The following is a 24,146-nucleotide window of genomic DNA, read 5'->3' as shown; positions in this document are numbered from 1 at the left end:
GTGTTAGGCCTGCCGCCAGCGTTCAATCTGAGCCATGATCAAACTCTTCAATTAAAGTTTTGTTGTCTCTTTCGAGACGGCTCAATGAATACTGACTTCAAAACTACCTTAGTAATTTTAAAGCTATTACCATTCCAACAGAATGGTAATGAATTGACTGTGCCAAACAATCTTCTCTATAAATAGATTAGGTTATTTGTATTGGTCACTCAGTTCATTGATAAATCTTTCGACTTAACTATTCAACGAGTGCCCACACAGATTGCATGGTCAAATTGTTAAAGAACAATACTGACTTTCGGTAACCGCTTGCGCCGTTGTCCGTGTCAGTGAGGTCGTATTATAGAGACTTCGATCACGTTGGCAAGGCCTAAAATGCAATAAATTCGTCATACTTGCCCGAATGTCCAAATAACGATCAACCCATTATGTTTTGATTGTTAATCACACGACTTTTTCGCTATGGTGAAAGTATAACTTCGATTAAATAAGCATTTTTATGACATTTTCTCTGCGCCAATACCATAATCATCAACCACAAATTGCCAATACTACTTATATAGATGCCACTGCGGTCGTTATCGGTCAGGTTACTATTGGTGAAAATAGTAGTTTGTGGCCATTAGTGGTTGCTCGTGGGGATGTTAATCACATTAAGATTGGTCAACGCAGTAATATTCAAGATGGTTCAGTACTTCACGTTAGTCGCATCAGCGCTACTAACCCCAAAGGTTATCCACTTATTATAGGTAATGACGTAACGGTTGGGCATAAAGCCATGTTGCATGGCTGCCAAATTGAAGATCGGGTATTAGTTGGCATGGGAAGTATTATTTTAGATGGTGCAATTATTGAGCATGACGTCATTATTGGTGCTGGAAGTTTAGTGCCACCAAATAAACGTTTGGTGTCGGGATTTTTATATGTTGGCAGTCCTGCCAAACAAACACGCCCATTAACAGAAAAAGAAAAAGCATTCTTACTTCACTCAGCCAATAACTATGTCGTTTTAAAAAATGAATACCTCAACGAAAACTATGATAATAGAAAAAAGTAAGCCTCATCTTATGAGAGGGCTTACTTTTGATATCCAATCATTCAATAACGATATCTCCGTTATCATCAAAAGATTCATCTTCAATCATCACTTCGGCTAGTTCTTCTAGATCAAACCGCAATGAAGAAAACTCAGCCAAGATATCAGCTTGGTTATTTAAAGCCTTACCACTATGCTGTTGTAACCAGGCTAGGGTAACCCAGCAGATAATCAATGCCCCTCCCTGTTGAGCTGGAAAGTTAACAGCTTGTCGAACGGCATCCCATGATTGGATATCTGAAAATAAAATATCTTGGTTCATTACTTTTACTCTTGTAAAGTTCGGCGTAACTCGCGTTGTACTTGTTTCGCTCCTGGACGAAGGCCGCGCCATAGCACAAAGCTTTCCGCTGCTTGTCCAACGAGCATTCCTAATCCATCTAACGTTTTAACTGCGCCATGCTCTTTTGCCCAACTATTAAAAGAGGTGATCGTTGAGCCATAAACCATGTCATAGCATGTAGTATTCGTACCAACCACCGTAGATGATATCGCTGGCACATCCCCAGATAAACTGGCTGAGGTTGAATTAATGATCACATCAAAAGTTTGGCTCTCAAGTTGAGCTTGCTCTAATGCAACAACATTACCGAAAGCAGAAAACAACTCTGCTAATTGTTGTGCTTTGCTTACAGTACGATTTGCAATAACCAATTGTTGAGGTTGTTGTGCTAATAATGGCAAGATCACCCCACGAGCAGCACCACCTGCACCTAATAATAAGATGCGTTGATCTTTTAGCTCAACATGCTGAGTGATGAGATCTTGTACCAGCCCTTCACCATCGGTGTTATCACCTAACACACCACCATCATCCAATTTTTTAAGTGTATTTACCGCACCAGCCAAACGAGCACGCTCGGTCAGCATGGTCGCATATTGATAAGCTTGCTCTTTAAATGGCACCGTGATGTTACAACCTTTACCGCCATCCTGAAAAAATGCATCTGCCGCTTGTACAAAACCATCAAGCGCTACTAGTTGACTGGTGTATGTCATCTGCTGGCTCGTTTGGCGGGCAAACAATGTATGGATGAACGGAGATTTACTTTGCCCGATCGGGTTACCAAATACGACGTACTTATCCATATACGAATTCTCCCTTTATATTAAGAGGCTCTATCACTTTAAGATCTGAGCTCAATAATTAACTACCACTCTCGCGGCTTTAAATAATCTAGATACAACCGCGCTTCTGCTGAATTAGGTTCTGGCTGATAGCAATATTCCCAGCGCGCTAATGGTGGCATCGACATTAAAATAGATTCCGTTCTTCCGCCACTTTGTAAGCCAAATAAGGTGCCACGATCATAAACCAAGTTAAATTCGACATAACGTCCACGACGATAAAGTTGAAATTCACGTTCGCGCTCACCATAAGGTAATTGATGTCGCTGAGCGACTATCGGTATATAGGCATCAACAAAACCATTACCAACCGCTTGCGTATAAGCAAAGCTCTTATCAAATCCCCATTGATTGAGATCGTCAAAAAACAGCCCACCAATACCACGAGTTTCATCGCGATGCGGTAAGAAGAAGTATTTATCACACCATGCTTTATGTTGTGAATAAACATCATCACCAAACGGAGCACAAATCGCTTTGGCAGTATCATGCCAATGCTGGCAATCGTCATCAAAAGGGTAAAACGGGGTAAGATCAAAGCCACCACCAAACCACCAAACTGGTGCTTCACCGTCTTTTTCTGCGATGAAGAAGCGAACATTGGCATGAGAGGTTGGTACATAAGGGTTGCGAGGGTGAATAACTAATGACACCCCCATCGCTTCAAAACGTCGACCAGCTAGTTCCGGACGGTGAGCAGTCGCGGATGCTGGCATCTCATCGCCATAGACATGAGAAAAGTTAACCCCCGCTTGCTCAAATACTGCGCCATTGCGCAATACTCGACTACGACCACCGCCACCTTGCTCTCGTTGCCATTGATCTTGTTCAAACTCGGCATTACTCTCTTGTTGTGCCAAAGCCTGACAAATAGTGTCTTGAAGTTGGAATAAAAACGTTTTTACTGCGTGCTTATTAAGCTCGATTTGCTCACGATCAGTCATTAATTACCCCTGACGGAAAATATTACCCGTTTGGGCATCTCGAATTTCAGAAGGATTAGTACGGCCTCCGGTTTCACCGTCAAGTATCGCTGCCAGTTTATCCCCAAGTTGCTGCTCAACATCAGCTACCGTTCGTCCTGGTTCAAGCCCAGTTAAATTGGCACTGGTTGACGTTAGAGGCTTACCAAACTGACGACATAATTGTTGCACTAATGGATGATCCGTTACTCGTACTGCAATGGTAGTAAATTGACCGGTTAAAAAAGCAGGTACATTAGATTTGGTTGGCATTACCCAGGTTACAGGCCCCGGCCATGATGCCAATACCGTTTGTTTTTGCTGCGGTGTTAATTGACTATCATCGATATAAGGTAATAACTGCTCATAGTCAGCAGCAATTAAGATTAAGCCTTTTTCTATTGGGCGCTGTTTTAAGGCTAATAATTTATTCACAGCCTGTTGATTATCAGGATCACAACCAACACCAAATACCGCCTCGGTTGGATATCCAATCACTTGACCTTGCTTTAACGCTGTCACTACTTGGGTAATATTTGCCACAAATTCCTCTGCTCTTTATTCAGCTGATATTTTATTTTTTAGTTAGATAATCATCATACCGACACATGCTTAACAACACCATTTAAGGTTAATCATAGCGTAACTTTACCGACGCAAACGTTTTCCTTTGGAGTAAATCACCGTATAATGGCGTAAATAACACTTTAGTCGTTCATTACCTATAGGAGATCGGAATGAAAGTTGGAATTATCATGGGATCAAAATCTGATTGGCCAACCATGCAACATGCCGCAGAAATGCTCGAGCGCTTTAACGTTGCTTACGAAACTAAAGTGGTTTCAGCTCACCGTACTCCTCATCTATTAGCAGAGTATGCTGAAACAGCCCGCAATCGCGGTATTAGTGTCATTATTGCTGGTGCTGGCGGCGCTGCACATTTACCAGGCATGACCGCTGCGTTTACCAGTTTGCCAGTGCTGGGTGTACCGGTGCAATCTCGCGCTTTAAAAGGCATGGACTCACTATTATCAATTGTGCAAATGCCAAAAGGTATCGCCGTTGGCACCCTTGCAATTGGTGAAGCAGGTGCTGCCAATGCCGGTTTATTAGCTGCTCAAATCATTGCAACCCACAACCCTGAGGTTTTAGCGGCTGTTGAAGCTTTCCGCCAGCAACAAACCGATACTGTACTTGAGAACCCTAATCCGGCTGAGGATGCATAATGAATCAGGTACTGGTACTTGGTGCTGGCCAACTTGCACGAATGATGGCACTCGCCGGCGCACCACTGAATATTAATGTTATCGCCTACGATGTAACTACCACCAATGTTGTACACCCTCTAACCCAACAGTGCCAATCATTATCACTGATTGAAGCCATTGCCGCAGCCGATGTTATTACCGCTGAATTTGAACATATTCCAGATGCAATTTTAAACCTCTGCGCGGCCAGTGGTAAATTTAAGCCTCACCCTGATGCCATCAAAGCCGGTGGCGATCGCCGCATTGAAAAAAACTTATTAACCAATGCTCAAGTTGCTAATGCGCCATACCATATTATTAATAATCGTGCAGATTTAGACGCTGCGATTACTGCAATTGGATTACCGTTGGTATTAAAAAGTGCCTTAGGTGGTTATGACGGTAAAGGCCAATGGCGCTTAAAAACTCACGATCAAATTGAATCAGTGTGGGCAGAAATGGCACAATGTATCGCGGCAAGTGATAACCAAGCGATTGTGGCAGAAAAATTTATTGGTTTTGATCGTGAAGTATCTTTAATTGGTGCGCGAAATGCTAAAGGGGAGATTAAAACCTATACCCTCAGTGAAAATGTTCATACTGATGGCGTACTTAGCTTATCAACTGCCATTGTCGGTGACAGTGCCCTACAACAACAAGCACAACAAATGTTCACCGCGGTGGCGAAACAATTAAATTATATTGGCGTGCTGGCGTTGGAATTTTTTGAAGTTAATGGTCAATTATTAGTTAATGAAATCGCCCCTCGCGTCCATAATTCAGGCCATTGGACTCAACAAGGCGCAGAGACATGCCAATTTGAGAACCATCTTCGAGCAGTGTGCGATTTACCATTAGGCGGCACCGATCTTATTCGTCCAAGTGCTATGATCAATATTCTCGGCCAAGATAGCGTTCCCGAAGCGGTATTAGCTTTAGAAAATTGTCATGTACATTGGTATGGCAAAGAAAAACGTGACGGTCGTAAAATGGGCCATATTAATGTCTGTGCGGCAACCCCAGAGCTATTGCAATATCAGTTAATGTTATTAGGGCAAATATTACCGCCACAGTATTTTCCTGCACTACCACACTAAATAGCCTATAAAAAAAGCCTGCACTATTATGCAGGCCTTTAGTTTTCATCGTTAATTAACTTATTTTTCAACATCTTGATAAGCATTGCATTTTCGATCAGCGCACTGCAATTTGATACCACTGACTAATTTCTTTTCTAGCAACAAGCCAAATCCACACTGCTGGCATGTACCAATCACGGGTTTATTATTAACGGCAAAACGGCATTGCGGGTATTTATCACACGCATAAAACAGTTTGCCATAGCGTGATTTGCGCTCAACTAAATGCCCCTGATGACATTCAGGACAATTAATATCAGTTTGCTGAGGTTTTTTTTCTGGCGATGCAAGGTAATGACATTCAGGGTATGCTGAACAACCAATAAACATTCCATAGCGACCTTGGCGTAAAACCAATGGCTGAGCACATTCAGGACATGGCATATCGAGCAGTTTAACTATGTGACCATCATTTTGTTTAAGGGGCTGAATATAATCACACTTAGGATAATGTTCACACCCCAAAAAAGGGCCATGCTTGCCAAAACGCATCACTAAATCAGCGTTGCACTGTGGACATGATTGATGTTGTAATGCGTGTTCATGGGCTGCAAATAAGGGTTCACTGTCGGTGGTCATTATTAATGTAGACCTCCATCTTCTGCGCCATATAATAATTCTTCTACCTGATCATAAGCCGCTTCATTTCCAGGAGCATTAAACAGCACCATCAGAATAATCCACTTTAGATCATCAAGTATAAATTCTTGAGTATCGAGCTCCATTACGCGATCAATCACCATTTCTCGCGTATCTGCATTAAGAACATCAATTTGCTCAAGGTAAAGCAAAAAACCTCGACACGCTGTATCCATACGTAACATTTCTTTGTCGGTATAGATGCGCATTGACGTTATCGCGCTATGATTAACATACGGTGTGTTTTCTGTTTCTTGTAAAGCAGCCAGTTTTTCAAGCCACTCTAAGGACTTGTAAATATCATCCTGATGAAAACCTGCACGCAGAAGTTCCTCTGAGAGTTCGTCTTGATCGACTAATAACTCAGCTTCGCTTTGAATATAGGTTTCAAATAGATACATAAGAATATCCATCATAACTAGCCCCTCCTCGTTCTGATATAACCACCGGGCACTGCAGTCACCCAACCGGACAGTTCTAATTCTAATAATTGCGGTAAAATTTGGTGGATGGGTTGTTTACAGCGTTCAGCAACGACATCTACGGGTGTTGCTTCGGTGCCTACGTTAGCCAACAGTGCAGGAAATGGCAATTCTTCATTTTGCTTCGTTGCTAAAGGCACGCCTATTTGATTGTTTATTGCACATTCTGTCAGGCTTCCTACCTCTTCATAAATATCAGCCGGACTTTCTACCAGTTTAGCACCTGATTTAATCAGCGCATTACAGCCACGACTGGCAGGATTATGAATCGAACCTGGCAGTGCAAAAACCTCTCGTCCTTGCTCCAACGCATAACGAGCGGTAATTAATGAGCCACTTTTTTGCGCCGCTTCAATCACTAATACTCCAGTTGATAAACCACTAATAATACGATTTCGACGCGGAAAGTTTTGCGGACACGGCTGTTGTTGTGGCCAAAACTCTGACACTAATGCACCTTGTTCAACAATACTGGCTGCCAATGTACGATGTCGAGCCGGGTAAATCTGATCAAGCCCTGAGCCTAATACCGCAATAGTTAATCCACCGGCTTGCAATGCCCCTTGATGTGCCTGACCATCAATCCCCAATGCTAGCCCACTAGTGACCACATAATTATTAGCGGCTAACGCTTTTGCAAAATGGAACGCCGATTCGCGACCATCAATGGATGCCGAACGACTACCAATAACCGCTATTTGGGGGGCGGCTAACGCGGTCACATCTCCACGAATAAACAATATCGGTGGCGGTGATGAAATCTGCTTTAATAGATGAGGATAATGCGCTGAAGCGAGGGTTAATATATGCTGTTGCGGTGCTTGCTGCCATTGCAATGCGTAGTCTAAGCACTGCTGATTAGGATGCAGCAAAGCCTGTATTTGTTTGGCTGTTAACCCATATTGCTGCAATTGTTCTGCTGTCATTGCCACTAATTGCGATGGGCTCGCATCGGCCAACAAGCGCTGAATACGGCTGCCCCCTAATGAAGGAACAGCCGCCAGTTGTAACCATGCAATAAGCTCTGTATCGGTCATCACGATTATGAACGTGGCGCCTGAGCAACCACACCAGGTTTAAACGGTTGCTGATTATTTAGTACCACCGCTAGACTAAAATATTCATAAGGACGTAATACCATCGCTTGTGCCACGGCGACAGTGCCAAGTTGAGTACTATCGGTTAATAAAGTGCTGGTTTGATAATGATATTGACCTTTTTTACCTTGCACCTCCGCGCCGGGTTTAAACAACTCAAATACCTGTCCAGCAACCATGCCATCGAGATGACCACGATCAAGCACAATCACATCGTAATTAGAAATATAACTATAACCACTGATTTGACCCAACACTGTCGCAGATAATGATGCTGGCGGTGTCATTGGTGAAAACGATAAGTCATGCTGAATATCAGTGCCTAATAATGGCAATAAAATATCATTGGGAATAATTTCTTGCTGAAAACGATCAACCTGTAATTGACTGGTAACGCCATCACTGGTTATCACCGTTACATCAGCAATTTCTTTAAGGGTTGAGATCTTTGCCGTAATCGCCGTTTTCTCAGTCTGCTGTTGCTCATCAGTTCGCACAAAGTCTTGCTCTAAACGGTACACACGCCACTGACTGGTCGGCACTAATGACTGATCAGCCCACAACACATCACCAATAGAAAGGTAACCACGCTCTTCACTGGTGCCAAGGATCTGTGGTTGAGTCGTTAACGCCTCAGCACTGATCAACTTATCTTGTGCCACATATGCCACCATTAAATATCCTGGTAACGAAGTGATCGGCTGGCGTATAACTCGCACTTGAGGGGATAATTTAAGGTGTTTTTTCAGGCTTAATTGCGGTTTACCATTAACCCAAATAAGGTGCAAACGATCACCGGGATAAATTAAATGGGGATTTTTAATATAGCTGTTTTTTTGCCATAACTGAGGCCACGACCACGGGTTACTCAAAAATACCGCTGAGATATCCCATAAGGTATCGCCTTTCTTAACCACATAAATTTCCGGGTGAGTATTTTTTAGCTGTGGTTGAGGGGCAGCAACCAACGACGGCATAAAAAGAATAAAACTAACGATAATAACCCATTGCCTCATGTGATCCGTTCCTTCGATTGCACAAGTTGCGACCTAGCGATATTAAAATAATCACTCATATTGGCAAAGGTTGGCATTAGCTCTTTGATATGTCGACCGTTTAACAACCACTGCCCAAGGCTTTTCGGCTTATATCACGGTTTAATAATCACTGTTACATCAAGAATGCTTTAACTTTGCTAAGAGCTAACATAAATTTTTTCAACGGCAGTGGTCGCTATTTCAAGACCCCAACAACGGTTAACGACGACTGCACGCATTAGGCACTGTTATTTGAACGCTAAAATGACTAGAATTAGACCAACAACGCTATATCTTTCTAGTAACCGTTAACGAATTCGAGCCCTTATGTCGCTATTGCCAGTTTTAATCTTTCCAGATGACCGCCTACGTACTGTTGCCAAACCCGTAGAGGCGATTACGCCACAAACTCAACAGATCATCGATGACATGCTTGAAACCATGTATGACGAAGAAGGTATTGGTCTTGCGGCAACCCAAGTCGATATTCATCAACAGATTGTGGTTATTGATGTTTCTGAACAACGTGATCAGCCAATGGTATTGATTAACCCTCAAATTACTGCCGCCCATGGTGATGATGGTATTGAAGAAGGTTGTCTTTCGGTACCCACTGCGCGCGGTTTTGTACCACGTGCCGCAACAATTACCGTTACTGCATTAGATCGTGACGGCAACAACATTACTTTTGAGGCCAATGACCTTCTAGCAATTTGTATTCAACATGAATTGGATCACCTAGCTGGCAAACTGTTTGTTGATTACTTGTCGCCACTTAAGCGCCAACGCATCAAAAGCAAACTAGAAAAATTAAAACGTTCTCACTAACAACACCCACCATTCGAGGTTATCTTGAGCAAACCATTACGCATTATTTTTGCAGGTACGCCTGACTTCGCCGCCCGTCATTTGGCGGCGTTATTGTCTTCACAGCATCAGGTTGTGGCTGTTTATACTCAGCCAGATCGTCCTGCCGGTCGTGGTAAAAAACTCACTGCGAGCCCAGTTAAAAATATCGCCGTAGAACACGATATTCCGGTGTTCCAACCAGCCTCACTGCGTAATCTTGAAGCTCAACAACAACTCGCTGCGATTGAAGCCGATATTATGGTTGTTGTGGCTTACGGCTTATTATTACCCCAAGAAGTACTTGATACCCCACCACTCGGTTGTATTAATGTTCATGGATCTATTTTGCCACGCTGGCGCGGCGCGGCACCGATTCAACGTTCAATTTGGGCCGGTGATAAAGAAACGGGCGTGACTATCATGCAAATGGATATCGGCCTTGATACTGGTGATATGCTACAAGTGGCAACATTACCGATCACTGCGACCGATACCAGCGCTACTATGTATGAAAAATTAGCGGATCTTGGCCCAAGTGCATTAATTGAGTGTTTAAATGACATTGCTAACGGCACCGCAGTCGCGACCAAGCAAGATGATACTCAAGCAAACTACGCTAAAAAATTAAGTAAAGAAGAAGCCCAGATTGATTGGACTATGGATGCCGCAGCCATTGAACGTTGCGTACGTGCGTTTAATCCATGGCCAATGAGCCACTTTACTGTCGCAGAGCAAACGATCAAAGTATGGCAAGCCAGTGTTGAGAGCGATAACCAAGGCCAATTACCGGGTACGATTTTAGCTGCCGATAAACACGGTATTGTGATCGCTACAGCTAATGGCGCTTTGCGTCTATTATCTCTGCAACCACCGGGCAAAAAAGCCATGTCAGCGGCAGATTTATTAAATTCGCGTCGAGAATGGTTCCAAGTCGGTAACCAACTTTAAATACCAAGGCCAGGGTTAAGTCACTGGCTTTTCTTTTTCAGATTAACCACGTAGCGCCAGCACCAACAGCGCTCAGGAAACAGCTATGAATGTAAGAGCCGCAGCGGCCAAAGTAATTTATCAGGTCGTCGATCAAGGGCAGTCATTATCTGCCGCGCTACCGCTAGCGCAGCAGGATATCAGAGAACGTGATCACGCTTTATTGCAGGAAATCTGCTATGGCGTATTACGCTGGCTACCTCGATTAGAGTCAATCACTCAGGCATTAATGGAAAAACCATTAACCGGTAAACAACGGGTTTTTCATCACCTGATTTTAGTTGGCTTATATCAACTTGGTTATATGCGCATTCCTGCTCACGCTGCGGTTGCTGAAACAGTTGATGCTACTAAGACTCTTAAAAAACCCCAATTACGCGGCTTAATTAATGCTATTTTGCGTAGTTACCAACGCCAAAAAGAAGCCCTTGATGAACAAGCTATCAGTCACGATGCGGGTAAATACGGCCATCCAAGTTGGTTATTAAAATTACTTAAAGCCAGTTACCCAGATCAATATGCGGCTATTTGTGAAGCTAATAACACTAAAGCGCCAATGTGGTTACGCGTAAACAGCCACCATCATGATCGTGATACCTACCGTGCTTTATTAGATGCCGAAGGTATTGCAACCGAATTACACCCGCAAGCGGCGGACGCACTACGCTTAATTTCACCGTGTGATGTGACCAAACTACCAGGCTTTAGTGATGGTTGGGTATCGGTTCAAGATGCGGCTGCACAACTAGCAGTGGATTACCTAACACCACAAGCGGGTGAATTAATTCTCGATTGTTGTGCAGCTCCTGGCGGTAAAACGGTTCATATAATGGAACGAGTACCTTCTGCACAAGTGGTAGCGATTGATTGTGATGAAAATCGCCTTAAACGCGTTTATGAAAACCTCACCCGTTTAAACCTGACCGCACAAGTTTTATGTGCTGATGCACGTTATCCTGAGCAATGGTGGCATGGCGAAAAATTTGATCGTATCTTGCTTGATGCACCATGTTCAGCAACAGGCGTTATTCGTCGTCACCCTGATATTAAGTGGCTCCGTCGTGGCGAAGATATTGCCGCATTAGCATTACTACAAGCAGAGATTTTTGATGCGATGTGGCTGCAATTAAAACCAGGAGGTACCTTGGTTTATGCGACATGCTCTATCACACCACAAGAAAACTGTGATCAAGTAAAAGCCTTCTTAGCCCGTACAGCTGACGCAACCTTAGTCGATAGCGATCCCGCTTCTCCTGGGCGTCAGATCCTTCCTGGTGAAGAAGCAATGGATGGTTTTTACTACGCAGTATTAACTAAAGCAAACTAAGATAAATCACTAACAATAGCGGAACTTGACTTCAATGTTCCGCTTTTTAGTCTCTTTTATACGCCACCTATTGTCGATTTTAATCGACAATGACTGTTGGTTGGCATTACTCATCAGGCATAGGCTATGAAAATTATCATTCTCGGGGCTGGACAAGTTGGCGGCACGCTTGCTGAAAACCTTGTTGGCGAGAATAACGATATAACCATCGTTGATAAGAACCCAGATCGTCTTCGTGAACTGCAAGATAAATATGACCTACGGGTTGTACAGGGTTTTGCAAGCCACCCACAAACATTACGTGATGCTGGGGCTCAAGATGCAGATATGTTGGTTGCCGTCACTAACTCTGACGAAACTAACATGATTGCCTGCCAAATCGCATTCTCATTATTTAACACCCCTAACCGCGTGGCTCGCATCCGTTCTCCTGAATATTTGCGTGAAAAAGAGCAATTGTTCCAATCTGATGCGGTTCCTGTCGATCACCTTATTGCACCAGAAGAATTGGTTACCGATTACATTGAACGTTTAATCGAATACCCAGGCGCATTACAAGTAGTGAGCTTTGCTGAAGAAAAAGTCGGTTTAGTGGCGGTAAAAGCCTACTACGGCGGCCCATTGGTAGGTAATGCCTTATCAGCCCTACGCGAACACATGCCACATATTGATACTCGTGTTGCGGCAATCTTCCGTCAGGGTCAACCTATTCGTCCTCAAGGCACGACGATTATTGAAGCGGATGATGAAGTGTTTTTTGTCGCTGCGAGTAATCATATCCGTTCGGTAATGAGCGAATTACAACGTCTAGAGAAACCCTACAAACGCTTAATGATTGTTGGTGGTGGTAATGTCGGCGCTGGTTTAGCCCGCCGTCTAGAGCAAAACTACAGCGTCAAACTGATCGAACACAATCAACAGCGGGCTGAAAACTTATCCGAAATGCTGCAAGATACGATCGTCTTTTGTGGCGATGCTTCGGATCAAGAATTACTTAGCGAAGAGCACATCGAACAAATTGATGTCTTTATTGCTGTTACTAATGACGATGAAGCCAATATCATGTCGGCAATGCTGGCTAAACGCCTAGGTGCCAAAAAAGTCATGGTCCTGATTCAACGTGGCGCTTATGTTGATTTAGTCCAAGGTGGCACCATCGATATTGCGATTTCACCTCAGCAAGCAACGATTTCAGCGCTACTTACCCATGTTCGTAAAGCTGATATTGTGAACGTATCCTCATTACGTCGTGGTGCAGCCGAAGCAATTGAAGCCATTGCCCATGGTGATGCCAGCACCTCAAAAGTCGTTGGTCGTGCCATTAGTGAAATTAAACTACCACCCGGTACTACTATTGGTGCTGTTGTACGTGGCGAAGAAGTGCTAATCGCCCACGATCGCACCATGATAGAGCAAAATGACCACGTAGTTATGTTCTTAGTTGATAAGAAATATATCCCTGACGTTGAACGTCTTTTCCAACCGAGCCCCTTCTTTTTGTAACTGCTTATGGTTAATTTACGTCCAATATTATTTGTACTCGGACTGGTGCTATCTAAAATAGCCCTGTTTATGTATGTACCTACCTTAGTGGCCTTTTTTACTGGCACTGAAGGTTTTATGGATTTTGCTGCAGCAGTGGTAATCACCCACTCTGTGGCTTTCTTATTACTTTCTTACGGTAAAACTGACGAGTTTAAGCTCAGCGTACGGGATATGTTCCTGATCACCACGCTGGTATGGACCGTTGCCAGTGCCTTTGCTGCGCTGCCATTTGTCTTTATTAATCACATCAGCTTTACTGATGCGTATTTTGAAACCATGTCGGGGATCACCACTACTGGCTCAACAGTATTAAGTGGCCTCGATCAAATGGCACCGAGTATTTTACTGTGGCGCTCAACCTTACAATGGTTGGGTGGGGTCGGATTTATTGTTATGGGGGTAGCTATTTTGCCGATGCTCAATGTCGGCGGCATGCGGTTATTCCAAACCGAATCGTCTGATTGGTCAGATAAAAGCTCGCCTCGCACCAAAAGTGTCGCCAAAAATATCATTAACGTGTATTTGATTCTCACCGTGCTGTGTATCATTGCGTTTATGTGTGCTGGCATGAATACTTTTGATGCTATCAACCATGCTTTTACTACCCTTTCAACCGGCGGGTATTCTACCTCTGACGGCTCAATGAATCACTTTTCACACAGTGCACAATGGGTTGCAACCTTCTTTATGTTTGCTGGTGGATTACCATTCCTATTGTTTGTGCAAGCACTAAAAAAACGTCATCCACGGACGTTATTTGGTGATGCGCAAGTGAAGGGTTACACCTTATTTGTAGTGGTAGCGAGTTTAATTGTTGCGGCCTGTCTGATCTTTAATAAAGGTTATTCAGTCGTTGATGCAATGCGATTGTCGTTTTTTAATATCATCTCAGTGGTAACCACAACCGGCTTTGGCCTTGGTGATTTTACCGCTTGGGGGCCATTACCTACGATTATTTTTGCATTTACGTTACTGGTTGGTGCTTGTTCTGGCTCAACCAGTGGCGGGATTAAAATCTTCCGTTTCCAAATCGCTTTTGCGCTATTACGCAAACATATTATGCAATCTATTCACCCATCAGCACTGTTCATTCAGCGCTATAATGGCCGTACGGTAACCGATGATATCGTACGTTCAGTGGTGGCACTGGTGTTTACTTTTATCATGACCATTATCGTGATTGCTTCAGTGCTCGCATTACAAGGTTTAGATCCAATCACCAGTATTACCGGTGCGGTCACCGCAGTAGCTAACGTTGGTCCAGGTATGGGAACCATCATTGGCCCTACGGGTAACTTTGCCAGTTTACCTGATTTATCGAAATGGACGTTAAGCTTAGGCATGTTAATGGGACGTTTAGAAATATTAACCGTATTAGTGGTTTTTGCTCCCGCTTTTTGGCGAGATTAATAAATACCGCCCCCAAAAAACAACAAGAGAGCGCATCGTGCGCTCTTTTTTTATTTGATTTATAGCGGCTTAATATAAAAATAAATCGCACAAAAATGACAAATTGAACCACCTAAAACAAACAAGTGCCAAATCGCATGGTTGTAAGGAATGCGCTTATTAACATAGAACACCACCCCAAGTGAATAAATGACACCACCTAATGCCAATAACACCAATCCGCCGGTTGCTAATGACAGCGCTAATTGATAGAGCACAATCACCGATGACCAACCCATCGCAAGGTAGGTGAATAATGATAATTTTTTGAAACGGTGGATAAAGACAATTTTAGCGACAATACCGATCAGGGCTAATCCCCATAATACAGCCATTAATCCCCACGCTAACGGGGTACGCAAGGCAATCAATAAAAACGGAGTATAGGTGCCAGCAATCAATAAATAGATCGCACAATGATCAAAAATTTTTAACGGTTTTTTCGCGTTTTGAGTCGGGATAGCATGGTATAACGTTGAAGCAAGGTACAATAAAATCATACTCATACCATAAACAACGTAGCTAATAATACTTAACGTATCCGCCTGCAAAGCAAAGGCTTTATCTAACAACAAATACAGCCCAACCACTGAAAACACCAACCCAAGACCATGACTAACACTGTTGGCAACTTCTTCTGCCGTTGAATAACCTAACTCAGTTTTGATTACATTATTCATGGTTTATATACCTCAAAGGACATTTCATTTAATCACTATTATTTTCAGCTTACACTTGTAAGCCTAAATTAAGCAACCTTTTGTTAATCACTTTAATGGCAATATTTTTTGATAAAAAAAAGGAGCCATTAGGCTCCATAATTAACGGACTACTGTAGCAACTCCAAGGTTGCTTGCCGTGCAGCATCTGGATCGTGGTTTAAAATACCGTCGACAATCCGTTGATGAACATCAAGCTTCATCACTTCTTCACGAGTGACAACCCGAAAATAATTTTCAAAGACTGCTTTGAATAAATTACCAAACGGACTAATAAAATGGTTACCAGAAGAAAAATACACCAATTGATGAAAGCGAGTATCAATTTCAATCCAGCGCTCTTGATCAAAGTTATCTTTCATCTGATGCATTTGCTGCATCAGATGCTCAAACTCAAGTCGATCTTCTGCTGTCGCATGAACCGCTGCTAATGCTGCCGCTTCAGGCTCTAGGGTCAAGCGCACTTTTTGATACTCAACGATCAACTCGGAATCAGCATCAAAATCTAGCCAAGCCAGTAAGTCTTGATCAAGATAGTTCCAATTTTTCTTTGGCATTACGCGAGTACCAATGCGTGGACGCGGTAATACCATGCCTTTTGCCGCGAGCATTTTTATTGCTTCACGGACAGCAGTACGGCTGACGCCATACATTTCACCTAATTCAACTTCGCCTGGTAAAATTTCGCCAGGGGCAGGATCACCGATTAAAATACGGCGACCAATAGCCTCTGCTAATCGATAAGATAAATTACGATTAGCAACAATACGTTGCTGCTCCTGATCCATAGATCCTCTCCCAAGGCCTTTGTTGTACAACTAAACGAACGCGAATATCAAATATATTGCCTTTATATATAAGGCAGAGCGACACGGTGCATCAAGGGGCTAATTATTGCAATAGTTACTATCGAAACAAGGTAATAATTAAATATTAGCATTTTATTGCTTATTTTATGCTCGACTTTTAATGATCAGATTGTTATCCTGCGCCCGATTTGGTTAACAACCAACCGATATTCTGATGGATGGGTTCTACCCAGTAGGGAATTTTCCCTTCAGAAAGATATTTAATTTTTTGGCCACGGATGAGCCTGACAATAGGTGAATTATGCGCCCAGCATCCACAGTCAGGTATGCAAGTACCCCCCGCAGTCCATCGCGTTTACGTGCCACTGCCCACGCACCACAATATAAAGTTAACGCAAAAAAAGTGGCGACTACAGAGGTTCATTTAACTACGGCTGATGCACAGTTAATAACCCCACAACAAATAGTGTCCGAATTAAATAGCAATCAGCAACAACAACGCTAATTGTGACATTAAGCAGCCTTGGCTGCTTTTTTATTGACCTAATTTTGGCATAGACATCGATTGTATCCCAGCGGGCTTTGTTATAATTTACGGGTACTAAAATAATGATAATACAATCGTCTAACGATTGGCTCAGCCCAAGCTACGGAGTTAATAATGAAAACCCATCGCGTTAATGAACTGATTGAATTACTGCACCCTGAGTGGAAAAAAGATCCCGACCTTAATTTGGTTGAATTTCTACTTAAATTAGCAGCTGAAGCTAAATACCAAGGTCCACTAGAAGCATTAACTGATGATGTACTTATTTATCATTTAAAAATGCGTAATAGCGACAAAGACGCCATGATTCCTGGCCTTGCAAAAGATTGTGAAAATGACTTTAAAACAGCTATCTTACGCGCTCGCGGTATCATTAAATAATCGCTAACTCATGATTTTATTTATTAAGCCAGTTATCACTAACTGGCTTTTTTTTGTAAAAATTATCCATCACCACCATTATGACTAACCATGTTTAAGTTGTTTTAATCCCATTCACGGTTAAGCTAAACAATTACTCCAAGCCAGATTCAGGATTCCGTCATGGAAAAACAAAGTTTTAGTTTTGCAGATCTCAGCCCCGATGTACTACTTGATGCGTTGGAGAGTATAGAGGTTCATGCCGAGTCAGGTTTATTGGCACTCAATAGTTATGAAAACCGCGTTTATCAATTTAAAGCTGAAGATGGCCAACGGTATGTGACCAAATTTTACCGTCCAGCCCGTTGGAGTGATCAACAAATTGATGAAGAGCATCAGTTTACTCTTGAGCTAGAACAACACGATATTCCTGTTGCAGCCCCCATTGCTATTAATGGCAAGACCTTACACCATTATAACGGTTATCGATTTGCACTGTTTCCAAGTGTCGGTGGGCGTCAATTTGAAGTCGATAATTTTGACCAATTAGAATGGGTCGGACGTTTTTTAGGCCGCATGCATCAGGTCGGTCAACGCCAACCCTTTATTCATCGTCCAACATTGGGACTAGAAGAATACGTTTATCAGCCTCGACAAATACTTGCCAATAGCGACTTTATTCCTGATTACCTAAAACACAGTTTTTTTGCTGATCTTGATCGCTTAATTGCAGAAATTGAAAGCCATTGGTCAACCGACTGGCCCGCTTTACGCCTCCATGGCGATTGTCACCCCGGGAATATTTTATGGCGCGATGGACCGATGTTTGTTGATTTAGATGATGCTCGCAATGGCCCTGCTGTACAAGATTTGTGGATGATGCTTAATGGTGAACGCCATGATCAACTGGCACAACTAGATACACTGCTTGAGGCTTATAATGAATTTGCTGACTTTGATCCGCGCCAACTTAAATTAATTGAACCGTTACGTGCGCTTAGAATGGTTCACTATATGGCATGGCTGGCAAAACGCTGGCAAGATCCAGCATTTCCACGCGCATTTCCATGGTTTGGCGATGCAAAATATTGGGAAGGTCAGGTTTTAGCGTTTAAAGAACAAATTTTCAGCCTAAATGAACAACCATTGCAGCTAATGCCACAATGGTAAGGTAATATAAAATAACAACAATTAATGACTATACTCAGCTAATATCTAGCTACGACATGGATAATCAGGAACCTCAAAATGATGAAGAATTTACTTGCACTCGTCAGTGCTGCTTTATTGTCTTTTTCTGTTCACGCTGCCAAATTTACGGAAGGCGACTACTACAAGGTATTAGATCAGCCCCAATCAACCACACCGGTTGTGACTGAATTCTTTTCACTTTATTGCCCGCACTGTTTTCAATTTGAACCTATGATTCGACAGTTGAAAACGACACTACCTGACAATGTAAAATTTCAAAAAATGCATGTGTCATTTATGGGTGGTCCAATGGGTAAAGTAATGAGTAAAGCATTTGCTACCGCCGTTATTTTAAACGTCAATGACAAAATGTTGCCGGTACTATTTAACCGTATTCAAACCCTCAATCAACCACCACGTAATGAAGCAGAAGTGCGTCAAATCTTCATTGATGAAGGCGTACCAGCGGCAGAGTTTGATGGTGCTTTCAATAGCTTCGCGGTTAACTCAATGGTCAGTCGTTATGATAAAGCCTTTGAAGATGCCGGCTTAACGGGTGTACCAGCAGTGGTGGTGAATAATAAATACCTCGTTAAAACCGGTAAAATTAAATCTGCTGATGAATATTTTGAGTTAGTTAACTTTTTACTTAAAAAATAGCATCGCAGATTAACAACCAATCACCATAAAAAGAGGCCCTAATCAGCCTCTTTTTTTCGTTCTATATCACCTGACTACTGAGCTGTTTTAATAATCTATCCATGGCTCGATAACCGAGTGCCTCGGCTAAATGAGGCCGTTGAATATGTTCTTGCTCCGCTAAGTCAGCAATGGTTCGTGCCACTTTAATAATGCGATGATAGGCGCGAATAGACAGCCCCAATTGATGCAAGGCATTTTCTAAAAATTCAGCATCTTGCAATGATAAGCCACAATATTGATCTAATTCGCGAGTAGAGAGCAAAGCGTTAACTTTACCGCAACGCGCCAGCATTCGTGCTCGAGCTTGATCAACCCGCGCTTTAATTACCGCACTCGGTTCACCACGATCACCGCCTGTGGTGAGTGTGCCACGAGGCAATGCGGGAATTTCTAACGACATATCAAATCGATCTAATAGCGGCCCAGATAAACGGCTTAAATAGCGTAAAATAGCTTGCGGATTGGTTCGGGATTGATTGCCCTCATAATAACCCGTTGGACTTGGATTTAAGGCACCAATTAACTGAAACCGAGCAGGAAAGGTAGTTTTAGCTGTTGCACGCGATATGACGATTTGCCCAGACTCTAGTGGCTCTCGCAATGAATCTAACACTTTGCGTTCAAATTCCGGCATTTCATCTAAAAATAAAAGTCCATTATGGGCCAATGAAATTTCTCCAGGTTTCGGCACTGAGCCACCACCAACTAAGGCCGCCATTGAACTGGAATGATGGGGAGTACGAAAGGGACGATTAAGCCAGTTACCTTGATGTAAAGATTGTTGGGTTAATGACGCAACCGCAGCGGTCTCAATCGCTTCTTGGTGGGTCATTGGCGGCAATAGATCTCGTAATCGAGATGCCAACATGGTTTTGCCGGTTCCCGGCGGCCCCAACAATAATAAATTATGGCTTCCTGCAGCCGCGATTTCTAATGCTCGCTTACCTTGTTGCTGCCCAATAATATCTTGCATATCACGCTGTTCATTTACTGCCGCTGTCGTTGCTGTTGAGCGTGGCTGCTGGTGTAATTGCAACTGTTGTTGGCCACATAAAAACCCGCAAACATCCAATAATGTTGGTGCTGATTTGTGTTTATTTTGCGCCACCAACGCCACTTGATCACCATTTTGATCGGGCACAATTAAACAACGTTTGGCTTTTAAAGCCGCTAATGCTGCTGGTAATGCACCTTTGACTGGCCGTAAATCACCTGATAGCGCCAGCTCACCAATAAACTCATGTTGCTCTAATCGCTGCGACGGAATTTGCCCTGATGCCGCTAAAATTCCCAATGCAATCGGCAAATCAAATCGCCCACCTTCTTTGGGTAAATCTGCTGGGGCTAAATTAACTGTGATTCGGCGCGATGGAAATTCAAATTGGGCATTAATAATTGCACTCCGCACGCGATCTTTGGCTTCTTTGACGGTGGTCTCTGGCAAACCGACTAAGGTAAAACTTGGCATCCCATTACTTAAATGAACCTCAACGGTTACAGCAGGGGCTTCAACGCCCACACAGGCTCGACTATGAACAATCGCAAGTGTCATTGGTGACTCCCCATTGACTGGTAATACATACCAGTGGGTTAATGAAATTTATCGAAGGTGTTACATCAAAGCCCCATTAATGCAGCGAGTTTGTCTATAAAACCAAATTTTTTTCTTGTCATGTGACGCAGATCTGTGTTACCACTTAGGTATAGCAACAACTAAACAATAAAAATTGGACAATTATGCGCACAACTGCAACATCCCTAATACTCATTATTAACGTCATCGTGGTGGTTATCTCACCGCGCAGGGGATTTGCAGGCGTAAGTTAACGCTACCAAGACACAGCAAAGCCCCCGCACTGAGAAGTTCGGGGGCTTTTTTAAATCAACTAATTTAGTGACAAAATCAGGATCGATTTTTATTTAAATTTTATGTCAACCACATACGCAAGGAGCAGCGATGACAGGGGCAGAGTTAGTCGTACAAGCGCTGCAACAGCAGGGTATAAAAACTATTTTTGGCTATCCCGGTGGCGCAATCATGCCCATCTACGATGCGCTTTATGATGGTAACGTTGAGCATATTTTATGTCGTCACGAGCAAGGGGCGGCAATGGCAGCCATTGGTATGGCACGTGCTACTCAAAAGGTTGCTGTGTGTATGGCAACATCAGGCCCGGGTGCGACCAATCTAGTCACCGGCTTAGCCGATGCATTTATGGATTCAGTGCCATTAGTCGCGATTACAGGTCAAGTAGCGAGCTCACACATAGGTACCGACGCCTTTCAAGAAATGGATGTGATTGGAATGTCATTGTCGTGTACCAAACACAGTTATTTAGTCACTGATATTAATGAACTTGCACCAACATTAGCCGAAGCGTTTGTGGTTGCTCAAACTGATCGTCCAGGGCCGGTCATCGTTGATATCGCCAAAGACGTCCAACTTGCAACAGCACCCACAGCCTTATTAGCACCGATTACCCCTCCCGCATTACCGATTGCTGACACTGCCGCGATAACGACCGCACAACAACTATTGCGTCAATGTCAGCGACCAGTATTGTATGTCGGTGGTGGCGTACAAATTGCGCAAGCAACCGCAACCTTACGCCAATTTCTACTCAATAATCCGATGCCGTCAGTCAGCACACTTAAAGGCTTAGGCTCTGTCGCTCGTCATGATCCCCATTACCTTGGCATGTTGGGAATGCATGGCACCAAAGCGGCGAACCTTATTGTTCAAGAAGCCGATTTATTGATTGTGGTTGGGGCCCGTTTTGACGATCGCGTTACAGGCAAACTTGATACTTTTGCTCCCCATGCCAAAGTGATCCACATTGATATCGATGCCGCAGAATTTAATAAGCTCCGCCATGCAAACGCGCCTTTACGTGGTGACATTAATACCATTTTGCCCCAACTCGAATTAGGTCAAGATATTAGCCGCTGGTTAACCCACAGTGAGCATTTACGCAAAATTGGTAAATGGCGCTATGACCATCCTGGTGAGTTAATTTATGCACCGTTACTGCTAAAACAGCTGTCTGACATGATGCCTGATAGCAGTATGGTATCAACCGATGTTGGCCAACATCAGATGTGGGCAGCGCAGCATATTCAACCACGTGAGCCACAGAACTACATTACTTCTGCCGGACTTGGCACCATGGGCTTTGGTTTACCAGCCGCGATGGGAGCCAGTGTTGCCCGTCCAGATGATCAATCGATTCTGATCTCCGGCGACGGCTCATTTATGATGAATGTTCAAGAACTAGGCACCCTTAAACGCCGCCAAATTCCAGTCAAAATGGTCCTGATTAATAACCAACGCTTAGGCATGGTACGTCAATGGCAATCACTGTTTTTTGATGGCCGCCATAGCGAGACCATTTTGGATGATAATCCAGATTTTGTGATGCTGGCACGGGCGTTTGATATTCCAGGAAAAACCATCACTCGCAAAGAAGAAGTCGCACCAGCATTGGCTGAAATGCTTGCCAGTAAAAGTGCCTATTTATTACATGTCGTGATAGATGAAGAACAAAACGTATGGCCATTAGTGCCACCGGGCGCCGCTAATCAAGATATGTTGGAGAACACCTGATCATGGAAAGATATTTACTCGACATCAAAGCTAACGACAAACCGGTGTTACTTGAGCGTATTTTACGGGTTATTCGCCACCGTGGATTTGTGATCAAGAAAGTGGATGCAACTCAAAATCACCATAGCAATATCGCCACTATCGCTATCATTGTTGATAGTGATCGTCCGATTAGCATTCTAATCAATCAAATAGAAAAACTCTGGGATGTAACCACGGTTACCACCTCACAAATCGACAATTTGGATACAATTTAAGAAGGGAACTCATCATGGCAAACACAGCTGATTATATTTGGTTTAACGGTAGTATCGTACCTTGGGCACAAGCCAATGTTCACGTTCTTACCCATGCAATGCACTATGGCACTTCTGTTTTTGAAGGTATTCGTTGTTACAACACTCCTAAGGGACCGGCCGTTTTTCGCCACCCAGAACACATGCAACGATTACTTAATTCGGCCAAAATTTATCGTTTTCCCATTCCTTATAGCTGCGATGAGCTAATGGAAATCTGCCGTGAAACCATTCGCGTCAACAAACTTGATTCAGCCTATATTCGACCATTAGGTTATGTGGGTAACGTTGGTTTAGGTGTTTGTCCTCCGGTTGATACCATCATGGATCTGATTGTTGCTGCATTCCCATGGGGCTCATACCTTGGTGAAGAAGCGTTAGAGAATGGGGTCGATGCGATGATTTCAAGCTGGAACCGTGCTGCACCCAACACCATTCCAACCGCAGCTAAAGCGGGGGGAAACTACTTATCATCACTACTGGTTGGTAGCGAAGCTCGTCGCCATGGTTACGCTGAAGGGATTGCGTTAAGTGTCGATGGTTACCTTTCAGAAGGTGCGGGTGAAAATATTTTTATCGTTCGTAACGGCATCCTATCAACGCCACCAACAACCAGCGCTATTTTGCCAGGCATCACCCGTGACACCATTATGACTCTAGCCAAAGAGCGTGGCTATGAGGTTCGTGAAGAAAATATTGCGCGTGAAGCGCTATACCTTGCCGATGAAATATTCATGACTGGCACTGCCGCTGAAATTGTTCCTGTACGTAGTGTGGATCAAATTACCGTAGGTTGCGGTAAACGCGGACCGATCACTCAACAGTTACAACGCGATTACTTTGGGCTATTTAACGGTGAAACCGACGACAAATGGGGTTGGCTAGACTACGTATACCCAGCTAAATAAGCGACACAGCTCAAGTTAATAAATAG

At 43.4% G+C, this 24,146-nt stretch carries 26 protein-coding genes and 1 pseudogene; 16 read left to right on the top strand and 11 right to left on the bottom strand.

What is annotated here, in order from left to right; all coding sequences use genetic code 11:
* The coding region (locus G6R09_RS19880; protein WP_205523006.1) for a hypothetical protein at positions 1-186 on the top strand (186 nt) is incomplete at its 5' end.
* A gap of 313 nt (positions 187-499) precedes the next feature.
* Positions 500-1,057, top strand: a complete 558-nt coding sequence (locus tag G6R09_RS19355; RefSeq protein WP_065167695.1) for a gamma carbonic anhydrase family protein — start codon at positions 500-502, stop codon at positions 1,055-1,057.
* Between the two features lie 37 nt (positions 1,058-1,094).
* Here the strand turns inward: G6R09_RS19355 and G6R09_RS19350 are convergent, their stop codons facing one another.
* The 4 genes from G6R09_RS19350 to tsaC all read right to left on the bottom strand — a co-directional run bounded on the left by G6R09_RS19350 (position 1,095) and on the right by tsaC (position 3,729).
* Positions 1,095-1,358 carry a DUF1488 domain-containing protein gene (locus G6R09_RS19350; RefSeq protein ID WP_065167696.1) on the bottom strand — a complete coding sequence of 88 codons (264 nt, stop codon included), beginning with the start codon at positions 1,356-1,358 and terminating at the stop codon, positions 1,095-1,097.
* Positions 1,359-1,363: 5 nt separating this feature from the next.
* A complete protein-coding gene (aroE, locus tag G6R09_RS19345) occupies positions 1,364-2,185 on the bottom strand; it encodes a shikimate dehydrogenase (RefSeq protein WP_065167697.1) in 822 nt (273 codons plus the stop codon).
* Positions 2,186-2,247: 62 nt separating this feature from the next.
* Complete coding sequence (gene hemF, locus G6R09_RS19340) at positions 2,248-3,168, bottom strand: oxygen-dependent coproporphyrinogen oxidase (RefSeq protein WP_107204603.1); 921 nt, start codon at positions 3,166-3,168, stop codon at positions 2,248-2,250.
* Between the two features lie 3 nt (positions 3,169-3,171).
* Positions 3,172-3,729 (bottom strand): L-threonylcarbamoyladenylate synthase type 1 TsaC, encoded by a 558-nt coding sequence (tsaC, locus tag G6R09_RS19335; RefSeq protein WP_065167698.1) that lies wholly within the window; start codon positions 3,727-3,729, stop codon positions 3,172-3,174.
* 194 nt (positions 3,730-3,923) lie between these two features.
* Between tsaC and purE the strand changes: the two genes are divergently transcribed.
* Both purE and G6R09_RS19325 read left to right on the top strand, forming a co-directional pair.
* Positions 3,924-4,412 carry a 5-(carboxyamino)imidazole ribonucleotide mutase gene (gene purE / locus G6R09_RS19330; RefSeq protein ID WP_163924067.1) on the top strand — a complete coding sequence of 163 codons (489 nt, stop codon included), beginning with the start codon at positions 3,924-3,926 and terminating at the stop codon, positions 4,410-4,412.
* A complete protein-coding gene (locus G6R09_RS19325; RefSeq protein WP_163924065.1) occupies positions 4,412-5,530 on the top strand; it encodes a 5-(carboxyamino)imidazole ribonucleotide synthase in 1,119 nt (372 codons plus the stop codon). The genes purE and G6R09_RS19325 overlap by 1 nt, the downstream gene beginning before the upstream one ends.
* 60 nt (positions 5,531-5,590) lie before the next feature.
* Here the strand turns inward: G6R09_RS19325 and G6R09_RS19320 are convergent, their stop codons facing one another.
* From G6R09_RS19320 to G6R09_RS19305, 4 genes are read right to left on the bottom strand one after another with little or no spacing between them, the layout of a single operon-like run.
* Entirely contained in the window at positions 5,591-6,151 is a 561-nt protein-coding gene (locus G6R09_RS19320) for a type I DNA topoisomerase (RefSeq protein WP_065167700.1), read from the bottom strand.
* Positions 6,152-6,153: 2 nt separating this feature from the next.
* The gene (locus tag G6R09_RS19315) at positions 6,154-6,627 is read right to left on the bottom strand and encodes a DUF494 family protein (RefSeq protein ID WP_065167701.1); all 474 of its coding nucleotides are present in this window, start codon (positions 6,625-6,627) and stop codon (positions 6,154-6,156) included.
* A 2-nt stretch (positions 6,628-6,629) separates the two neighbouring features.
* A complete protein-coding gene (dprA, locus tag G6R09_RS19310) occupies positions 6,630-7,730 on the bottom strand; it encodes a DNA-processing protein DprA (RefSeq protein ID WP_163924073.1) in 1,101 nt (366 codons plus the stop codon).
* A 5-nt stretch (positions 7,731-7,735) separates the two neighbouring features.
* Positions 7,736-8,806 carry a LysM peptidoglycan-binding domain-containing protein gene (locus G6R09_RS19305; protein ID WP_163924063.1) on the bottom strand — a complete coding sequence of 357 codons (1,071 nt, stop codon included), beginning with the start codon at positions 8,804-8,806 and terminating at the stop codon, positions 7,736-7,738.
* 348 nt (positions 8,807-9,154) lie between these two features.
* On the opposite strand from G6R09_RS19305, the gene def reads away from it, so the two are divergent.
* The 5 genes and pseudogenes from def to G6R09_RS19280 all read left to right on the top strand — a co-directional run bounded on the left by def (position 9,155) and on the right by G6R09_RS19280 (position 14,945).
* Positions 9,155-9,655: a peptide deformylase gene (gene def, locus G6R09_RS19300; protein WP_065167703.1), complete on the top strand. Its 501-nt coding sequence runs from the start codon at positions 9,155-9,157 to the stop codon at positions 9,653-9,655.
* Between the two features lie 24 nt (positions 9,656-9,679).
* Complete coding sequence (gene fmt, locus G6R09_RS19295) at positions 9,680-10,624, top strand: methionyl-tRNA formyltransferase (protein ID WP_163924061.1); 945 nt, start codon at positions 9,680-9,682, stop codon at positions 10,622-10,624.
* 82 nt (positions 10,625-10,706) lie between these two features.
* Positions 10,707-11,990, top strand: a pseudogene (gene rsmB, locus G6R09_RS19290) (16S rRNA (cytosine(967)-C(5))-methyltransferase RsmB); the annotation flags it as partial.
* 126 nt (positions 11,991-12,116) lie between these two features.
* Complete coding sequence (gene trkA / locus G6R09_RS19285; RefSeq protein WP_060999322.1) at positions 12,117-13,493, top strand: Trk system potassium transporter TrkA; 1,377 nt, start codon at positions 12,117-12,119, stop codon at positions 13,491-13,493.
* 6 nt (positions 13,494-13,499) lie between these two features.
* The gene (locus G6R09_RS19280) at positions 13,500-14,945 is read left to right on the top strand and encodes a TrkH family potassium uptake protein (protein WP_065176595.1); all 1,446 of its coding nucleotides are present in this window, start codon (positions 13,500-13,502) and stop codon (positions 14,943-14,945) included.
* 59 nt (positions 14,946-15,004) lie between these two features.
* On the opposite strand, the gene G6R09_RS19275 is transcribed toward G6R09_RS19280, so the two are convergent.
* Complete coding sequence (locus G6R09_RS19275) at positions 15,005-15,664, bottom strand: hemolysin III family protein (protein WP_163924059.1); 660 nt, start codon at positions 15,662-15,664, stop codon at positions 15,005-15,007.
* Between the two features lie 149 nt (positions 15,665-15,813).
* A complete protein-coding gene (locus tag G6R09_RS19270; protein WP_163924057.1) occupies positions 15,814-16,491 on the bottom strand; it encodes a FadR/GntR family transcriptional regulator in 678 nt (225 codons plus the stop codon).
* A gap of 322 nt (positions 16,492-16,813) precedes the next feature.
* Between G6R09_RS19270 and G6R09_RS19265 the strand changes: the two genes are divergently transcribed.
* The 4 genes from G6R09_RS19265 to G6R09_RS19250 all read left to right on the top strand — a co-directional run bounded on the left by G6R09_RS19265 (position 16,814) and on the right by G6R09_RS19250 (position 19,270).
* Positions 16,814-17,017, top strand: coding sequence for a hypothetical protein (locus G6R09_RS19265; protein ID WP_065167708.1), 204 nt, complete (start codon positions 16,814-16,816; stop codon positions 17,015-17,017).
* A 156-nt stretch (positions 17,018-17,173) separates the two neighbouring features.
* Positions 17,174-17,440 (top strand): YihD family protein, encoded by a 267-nt coding sequence (locus tag G6R09_RS19260; RefSeq protein WP_060999313.1) that lies wholly within the window; start codon positions 17,174-17,176, stop codon positions 17,438-17,440.
* Between the two features lie 162 nt (positions 17,441-17,602).
* The gene (locus G6R09_RS19255) at positions 17,603-18,589 is read left to right on the top strand and encodes a serine/threonine protein kinase (protein ID WP_163924055.1); all 987 of its coding nucleotides are present in this window, start codon (positions 17,603-17,605) and stop codon (positions 18,587-18,589) included.
* A 78-nt stretch (positions 18,590-18,667) separates the two neighbouring features.
* Positions 18,668-19,270 (top strand): thiol:disulfide interchange protein DsbA/DsbL, encoded by a 603-nt coding sequence (locus G6R09_RS19250; RefSeq protein WP_065167710.1) that lies wholly within the window; start codon positions 18,668-18,670, stop codon positions 19,268-19,270.
* Between the two features lie 61 nt (positions 19,271-19,331).
* Here G6R09_RS19250 and G6R09_RS19245 read toward each other — a convergent pair whose 3' ends face one another.
* Positions 19,332-20,864, bottom strand: a complete 1,533-nt coding sequence (locus G6R09_RS19245; protein ID WP_163924053.1) for a YifB family Mg chelatase-like AAA ATPase — start codon at positions 20,862-20,864, stop codon at positions 19,332-19,334.
* A gap of 405 nt (positions 20,865-21,269) precedes the next feature.
* On the opposite strand from G6R09_RS19245, the gene ilvG reads away from it, so the two are divergent.
* From ilvG to G6R09_RS19230, 3 genes are read left to right on the top strand one after another with little or no spacing between them, the layout of a single operon-like run.
* Positions 21,270-22,916 (top strand): acetolactate synthase 2 catalytic subunit, encoded by a 1,647-nt coding sequence (gene ilvG, locus G6R09_RS19240; RefSeq protein ID WP_163924051.1) that lies wholly within the window; start codon positions 21,270-21,272, stop codon positions 22,914-22,916.
* A 2-nt stretch (positions 22,917-22,918) separates the two neighbouring features.
* A complete protein-coding gene (gene ilvM, locus G6R09_RS19235; protein WP_045029730.1) occupies positions 22,919-23,173 on the top strand; it encodes an acetolactate synthase 2 small subunit in 255 nt (84 codons plus the stop codon).
* Between the two features lie 11 nt (positions 23,174-23,184).
* Positions 23,185-24,120 (top strand): branched-chain amino acid transaminase, encoded by a 936-nt coding sequence (locus G6R09_RS19230; RefSeq protein ID WP_181315020.1) that lies wholly within the window; start codon positions 23,185-23,187, stop codon positions 24,118-24,120.
* The last annotated feature ends 26 nt before the right edge of the window (positions 24,121-24,146 follow it).

Source organism: Photobacterium sp. Alg240-V54, assembly GCF_900537155.1.
GTDB lineage: Bacteria > Pseudomonadota > Gammaproteobacteria > Enterobacterales > Vibrionaceae > Photobacterium.
The sequence above is the reverse complement of the archived record's forward strand: the minus strand, read 5'-3'. Positions and strand labels throughout refer to the sequence as shown.

What these genes read in the sequence shown, in the direction of transcription:
- hemF (WP_107204603.1), bottom strand. Translation starts at nt 3,168, where the DNA reads ATGACTGATCGTGAGCAAATCGAGCTTAATAAGCACGCAGTAAAAACG.
- G6R09_RS19320 (WP_065167700.1), bottom strand. Translation starts at nt 6,151, where the DNA reads ATGACCACCGACAGTGAACCCTTATTTGCAGCCCATGAACACGCATTA.
- G6R09_RS19305 (WP_163924063.1), bottom strand. Translation starts at nt 8,806, where the DNA reads ATGAGGCAATGGGTTATTATCGTTAGTTTTATTCTTTTTATGCCGTCG.
- G6R09_RS19275 (WP_163924059.1), bottom strand. Translation starts at nt 15,664, where the DNA reads ATGAATAATGTAATCAAAACTGAGTTAGGTTATTCAACGGCAGAAGAA.
- def (WP_065167703.1), top strand. Translation starts at nt 9,155, where the DNA reads ATGTCGCTATTGCCAGTTTTAATCTTTCCAGATGACCGCCTACGTACT.
- trkA (WP_060999322.1), top strand. Translation starts at nt 12,117, where the DNA reads ATGAAAATTATCATTCTCGGGGCTGGACAAGTTGGCGGCACGCTTGCT.
- G6R09_RS19245 (WP_163924053.1), bottom strand. Translation starts at nt 20,864, where the DNA reads ATGACACTTGCGATTGTTCATAGTCGAGCCTGTGTGGGCGTTGAAGCC.
- G6R09_RS19325 (WP_163924065.1), top strand. Translation starts at nt 4,412, where the DNA reads ATGAATCAGGTACTGGTACTTGGTGCTGGCCAACTTGCACGAATGATG.
- G6R09_RS19265 (WP_065167708.1), top strand. Translation starts at nt 16,814, where the DNA reads ATGCGCCCAGCATCCACAGTCAGGTATGCAAGTACCCCCCGCAGTCCA.
- dprA (WP_163924073.1), bottom strand. Translation starts at nt 7,730, where the DNA reads ATGACCGATACAGAGCTTATTGCATGGTTACAACTGGCGGCTGTTCCT.
- ilvM (WP_045029730.1), top strand. Translation starts at nt 22,919, where the DNA reads ATGGAAAGATATTTACTCGACATCAAAGCTAACGACAAACCGGTGTTA.
- aroE (WP_065167697.1), bottom strand. Translation starts at nt 2,185, where the DNA reads ATGGATAAGTACGTCGTATTTGGTAACCCGATCGGGCAAAGTAAATCT.
- G6R09_RS19350 (WP_065167696.1), bottom strand. Translation starts at nt 1,358, where the DNA reads ATGAACCAAGATATTTTATTTTCAGATATCCAATCATGGGATGCCGTT.
- ilvG (WP_163924051.1), top strand. Translation starts at nt 21,270, where the DNA reads ATGACAGGGGCAGAGTTAGTCGTACAAGCGCTGCAACAGCAGGGTATA.
- G6R09_RS19280 (WP_065176595.1), top strand. Translation starts at nt 13,500, where the DNA reads ATGGTTAATTTACGTCCAATATTATTTGTACTCGGACTGGTGCTATCT.
- G6R09_RS19250 (WP_065167710.1), top strand. Translation starts at nt 18,668, where the DNA reads ATGATGAAGAATTTACTTGCACTCGTCAGTGCTGCTTTATTGTCTTTT.
- G6R09_RS19270 (WP_163924057.1), bottom strand. Translation starts at nt 16,491, where the DNA reads ATGGATCAGGAGCAGCAACGTATTGTTGCTAATCGTAATTTATCTTAT.
- G6R09_RS19260 (WP_060999313.1), top strand. Translation starts at nt 17,174, where the DNA reads ATGAAAACCCATCGCGTTAATGAACTGATTGAATTACTGCACCCTGAG.
- G6R09_RS19355 (WP_065167695.1), top strand. Translation starts at nt 500, where the DNA reads ATGACATTTTCTCTGCGCCAATACCATAATCATCAACCACAAATTGCC.
- G6R09_RS19255 (WP_163924055.1), top strand. Translation starts at nt 17,603, where the DNA reads ATGGAAAAACAAAGTTTTAGTTTTGCAGATCTCAGCCCCGATGTACTA.
- purE (WP_163924067.1), top strand. Translation starts at nt 3,924, where the DNA reads ATGAAAGTTGGAATTATCATGGGATCAAAATCTGATTGGCCAACCATG.
- G6R09_RS19315 (WP_065167701.1), bottom strand. Translation starts at nt 6,627, where the DNA reads ATGATGGATATTCTTATGTATCTATTTGAAACCTATATTCAAAGCGAA.